The organism is Rhodococcus sp. IEGM 1379 (assembly GCF_030056815.1).
Taxonomy (GTDB): Bacteria; Actinomycetota; Actinomycetes; order Mycobacteriales; family Mycobacteriaceae; genus Rhodococcus_F.
This window is the reverse complement of record NZ_JASHKR010000157.1, coordinates 1-4,215: the sequence shown is the minus strand read 5'-3', so window position 1 is coordinate 4,215 and position 4,215 is coordinate 1. Positions and strand designations below refer to the sequence as shown.

Genomic DNA, 4,215 nt, shown 5'->3' with positions numbered 1-4,215 from the left:
CGCCAGCTGTGTTCCGTCGGGCGATAGCGCGGCGTAATTGCCGTACCGGCTATCTCTGCTGTCGTCACCGACCGTTGGGGAGACCTGTCGCAAACCGCTGCCGTCGACGTTCGCCACGAAGACCTGACCCCACCCGTCGTCAAAAGATATGATCACCGGCGCCGGAGTTGACGGCGGTTCATCCGCACAACCTGAAAGAACGATGGATGATGCGACGAAAACGGGCAACAACCGGGAGAAACGCATCAAATGATCATGCACGAATCATGGACAATGCGTCTGAGGAAGCGTCGATTTATCGATTCGGCCTATCGAAACTTGGTGTCCGTCAATCGTTCGGTTCTGGTGCATTGATCGGTGAGACAGTCCCAGATTCGGCCGTTGCCGAGACAGCGTCAGGTGAGACATGTTGAAGGCCTAGGGGAATTCCCAGTGCAGCCAACCCTCGTCGCTACCTGGAACCCAACCGCGACAATGGTGTCCATGCTCGAGTGAGGAACGACGTCCTTCATGCGCGGCGGCGGATGGCATGCTCGCGTGGTGACGGTAATTCGATTGTTGTGGATCGTGGTGGCGATCATCGCTACCGCCCTGGGTGTGTTCGTGGCGTCGTGGTCGATACTCGAGATCACCGATTGCGAGATCGGGCTCTCTCTGCCCCAGGCGGTGTGTGATCAGTCGATTTGGGGCTATTTCGGGTGGTCGGTGCTCCCTGTTCTGGCGGTGCCGGTGCTGCTGTGCTTGATTCCTGCTGTGGTTCCGCGGGCCTGGGCCGGGTGGGTTGTTGCGGGGGTGCTGCTGGTGATGTCGGTGGTGGGTTTCTTTTCGGCGTTCACGTCGTCGTCGCCGTCGTTGCTGTCGGTGTTGGGTAGTTTCCCGGCTGCGTTGTTGGCGGTGTTGCTAGCGATTGTGTTGCAGGTGTTCAGCATCGGTCGGACACGGTTGGCGAGGCAGGGCGCTGGGCCGGTGAGTGTGGAAGCGTCCGGTTCTCACTGACCTTGTCGGGTTGGGCGGATGACGGATCGATGGTTACTCAACGGTTTGTGAGCTTCTACGAGAGCGAGCCGTCCCCCTCCCTGAGCGTGATCGTCCATAACGGTGAGGAGCTCTCCGTTTCTTCCATGTCTCTGAATCGGCCGTTGCCGAGACAGTGGCAGGTGAGACATGTTGAAGGCCTACGGGAATTCCCAGTGCAGCCAACCCTCGTCGATACCTGGAACCCAGCCGCGACAAGGTGTCCGTGCTCGAGTGAGGAAACAACTTCCTCCAGGAGTGAGTCGATGGATGCCAACTCTGTCCCTGGTCTTGTTTTCTCCCATGAATCCGCGTACGCATCCACTGGATTTTCCGGCTCAGGTATCGACGAACAAGAGGTCACCTCGGATGTTCAAGGCGATCGGGATATAGGTGCATCCGCCAGTCAGCGTCTGCAGCAGAAAAGTCTTGCACTGCAAGGTATCTAGAGTGAGATTGTTGCAGGCCAATCTGAGATCGGCGGATCCAGGCTTACGAATTCGCAAGTACCGAGTGAGAGCCAGGAGGTGAGAACGGCAGGATGTGACTATTCGGGTCTACGGTCACCCGGCGATACCGCTCTTGTGCGGGTAGGTCCACAACACGTGGAGCATCCATTTCATCGTCGTAGGACTCAAGGACCTCTATCACCTCATCGCTGATCCGCAGTGACTTCAGGTTGACCCCAATGCCGCTGAGCTTTCGCTCGCCATCCGGTCCAGTCGACGCCGTTGCCACGTCGAAGGCCACACCTGACACCAATTGCGCTGCAGTAACCCGGCCTTTCAGAATCGTCGTGTAGATGAAGCTGCTGTTCAAGATCCATACCGCACCGGCCTCGCCCACGTACCGACGTCGTGCCACATCGAAGATCGAGTCGATGTACTTGCAGATGGCCTCGATCATCAGCATGTCGCTATCGATCAACACGGCGTCCAGGGAAATCTGCCACTTCAGTTGGTCGACACCATCGACGCGCTCTTTAACTCGATGGGGATACGCGATGCTCGGTCCGTCGTTGAGGACATGGGTCACACCATCTGTCTCCATCTCCATCCGGGTAGAGCTGTCGACGATCCCCGCCAATCCGTGCTTGGCGGTGTTGTACATGTTCGCACCATCAAGCAGGCGGCCAGCGACGTCGCTGAAGAAGATGATGGATGCATCGATGTGTTCGTCCCAAGTTTCCTGGTCGATATCGAGTCCTGCATCCTCTGGTGTTGCTCCACCCAGGAGCACAACACCCAGCTTCTTTCGGTCCCACGCGCTCTTCTTGGTCTTGCGCAGTTGGTCGACGGACTGTTTGAACTTCTTGAAGTCGGTGAGCCTTGTGACTTCGAGCCACGGGCAGTTTGGAGTGTCCCTGTGTGCGAAGAGCAATCGGATAAGTGTCTCCGCGGCATGGTGAAAAAGTACGGTCACATCCAACGAGACGAACTCAACGCGTACACGATCGTCAGATGGAAGCTCCCACTTGGCACTGACAACGCCGTAGGACATGGACTGATCGCTAGCAAGCATGTCTGCTGTTGGCTTCAGGTGGAGCGCAGCTGAGGCGAGTCGCATCCTGAAGTAGGTAGACGGGGAAGACTGGTAGAGCGATGCGTTCATCTCGGGAAAGATTTCGCGAGCTAGCTTGTCGTAGTTGTCCTTCATGGGTGGGCGTGGCCCTGAAGAGCGGCCACTGTTGCGGCCCTTGTTGCGCGTCGTCATGAGTCGGCACATTATCCGTACGCGGGAAGGAACCCAAGGTCGAGGGTGCGTAGGGGTGGTCGAAGAGGGTGCCCATCGCTCCGTGTCGTAGCAAAGCCATGTCGGCGATGCTGTCTGCGCTGGCGACCATCCCTGCCACGAGCGAGCCAATCTTGCGGCCGGCGTGGGCGCCTTTGTCGGTCGGAACCGACATGTGTTCGTCGGCCAGTGTGAGCAGTGGGCCCGGAGATGCAGGTGCAGCGCAAAATCTACCGCTCCCGAGACCGATAGAAGAGATAGCAGACGGTCTGGATCCGACCCCAACTCGAAACCCAAGCCCTATACCCGAATTAGGGTTACTGCATGCGCCCGAACATCACGATCGACGAGGACTTCTTCGACGACCGCGAAGTAGAAAACCGTGTCTACTCGCCGACGCAACGCCGGACGACGCAACAACATCGAAGATTGATCGAACACTTCGCCAAGCCCACGGAGGCATGGTCACATCACGCACTTCATGCGTGCCTTGAAGCCCTTGCCCGCAGTACGGTGGCCGAGGCATGGTGCGTCGGAGTGGTCGATGCCTGGGTCGAGGACGAATCAGCCTTCTGCGTGCTCTACCGGTACCGCGAGTACCCACACACATTGGGCATACGTCGATCAGTGAACGACTACCACTACCCAGGCGGGGCGGCCGACATCGATCCTGCACAGTTCGGGAAAGACGTTGCCACCGGCGACATCGGCGAACCACTGGGAACCGTGGCGCAAAAGCTAAAACCCGACACGGCTGGCGTCCACTGGTGGGGATCACTCGGCGAATTGCTTCCGTTGAAAAACTTCGACGAGCAGGCGGACAGCCGTCGGCCAAGCCTGGAGCCGATCCGTTCACTCACCAATGCACGGGACGACCGTGAGCTATCAGCCATGAACATCACGGATCTGATCCTCGATGAGATGCGTGCCGTCAATGATTGGGTCTCCATCGCTGATGTACTCAAGGTGTTGGAAACAACTTCGTTCGTGGCCGGCAGAGACGACGTACGGCGCATTCTGGATTGTGTCGATGTCAGCGACCGACTCCGGCTGGGTCGAGTTCTTGAGAGATTCGAAGAGATCCCCAAGCCGATTCCTGTTGCAGCACTCGTTGATCGAATATTCAGTGAGGAAGATCCGGCTGACAGGTCGGCGGCCATGATGGAGTTGTTCATCGCCGAGATTTGATGTCTGTGCGTCGGACTTGTTGTGACGCCGTCGCCGTCGTAGTTGATTCCAGGGCAGCTGGTGCGCCACATACGATCGGTTCGGCTCAGGTGCCACGTTGTCATGAGTAGACCCTGCCACTTTCAACCATCAGAACCGCGCCACGTACCGCTGAAAGTCAGACAAATCCACGAATCGGCGTTGCCTCTCGTGGGGATTGGTCGAGGTAGAGCTTGTCTCGGAATCGTTCTTGGTCTCAACAGGTCAACGCATCGCCGACGATAACTGATCAGCCCCAGAATA

Annotated in this window: 4 protein-coding genes and 1 pseudogene; 3 read left to right on the top strand and 2 right to left on the bottom strand. The window is 57.8% G+C overall.

Annotated features, from left to right (window positions below; genetic code table 11):
- Nucleotides 1-510 precede the first annotated feature (510 nt).
- Together QM600_RS29055 and QM600_RS29050 are read left to right on the top strand one after the other, a co-directional pair.
- Nucleotides 511-996 carry a hypothetical protein gene (locus tag QM600_RS29055; RefSeq protein ID WP_283265209.1) on the top strand — a complete coding sequence of 162 codons (486 nt, stop codon included), beginning with the start codon at nucleotides 511-513 and terminating at the stop codon, nucleotides 994-996.
- A 284-nt stretch (nucleotides 997-1,280) separates the two neighbouring features.
- Entirely contained in the window at nucleotides 1,281-1,463 is a 183-nt protein-coding gene (locus QM600_RS29050) for a hypothetical protein (RefSeq protein WP_283265207.1), read from the top strand.
- 43 nt (nucleotides 1,464-1,506) lie between these two features.
- Here QM600_RS29050 and QM600_RS29045 read toward each other — a convergent pair whose 3' ends face one another.
- Together QM600_RS29045 and QM600_RS29040 are read right to left on the bottom strand one after the other, a co-directional pair.
- On the bottom strand, nucleotides 1,507-2,727 hold the full coding sequence (locus QM600_RS29045; RefSeq protein WP_283265210.1) for a hypothetical protein: 1,221 nt from the start codon (nucleotides 2,725-2,727) through the stop codon (nucleotides 1,507-1,509).
- Nucleotides 2,728-2,746: 19 nt separating this feature from the next.
- A pseudogene (locus QM600_RS29040) lies at nucleotides 2,747-2,995 on the bottom strand (hypothetical protein); the annotation flags it as partial.
- Nucleotides 2,996-3,069: 74 nt separating this feature from the next.
- Here QM600_RS29040 and QM600_RS29035 point away from each other — a divergent pair.
- Complete coding sequence (locus QM600_RS29035) at nucleotides 3,070-3,933, top strand: hypothetical protein (RefSeq protein WP_283265205.1); 864 nt, start codon at nucleotides 3,070-3,072, stop codon at nucleotides 3,931-3,933.
- The last annotated feature ends 282 nt before the right edge of the window (nucleotides 3,934-4,215 follow it).

Bases quoted from the DNA above. Each gene is read 5' to 3' on its own strand.
- QM600_RS29055 (WP_283265209.1), top strand. From the start codon at position 511: ATGCGCGGCGGCGGATGGCATGCTCGCGTGGTGACGGTAATTCGATTG.
- QM600_RS29050 (WP_283265207.1), top strand. From the start codon at position 1,281: ATGGATGCCAACTCTGTCCCTGGTCTTGTTTTCTCCCATGAATCCGCG.
- QM600_RS29045 (WP_283265210.1), bottom strand. From the start codon at position 2,727: ATGACGACGCGCAACAAGGGCCGCAACAGTGGCCGCTCTTCAGGGCCA.
- QM600_RS29035 (WP_283265205.1), top strand. From the start codon at position 3,070: ATGCGCCCGAACATCACGATCGACGAGGACTTCTTCGACGACCGCGAA.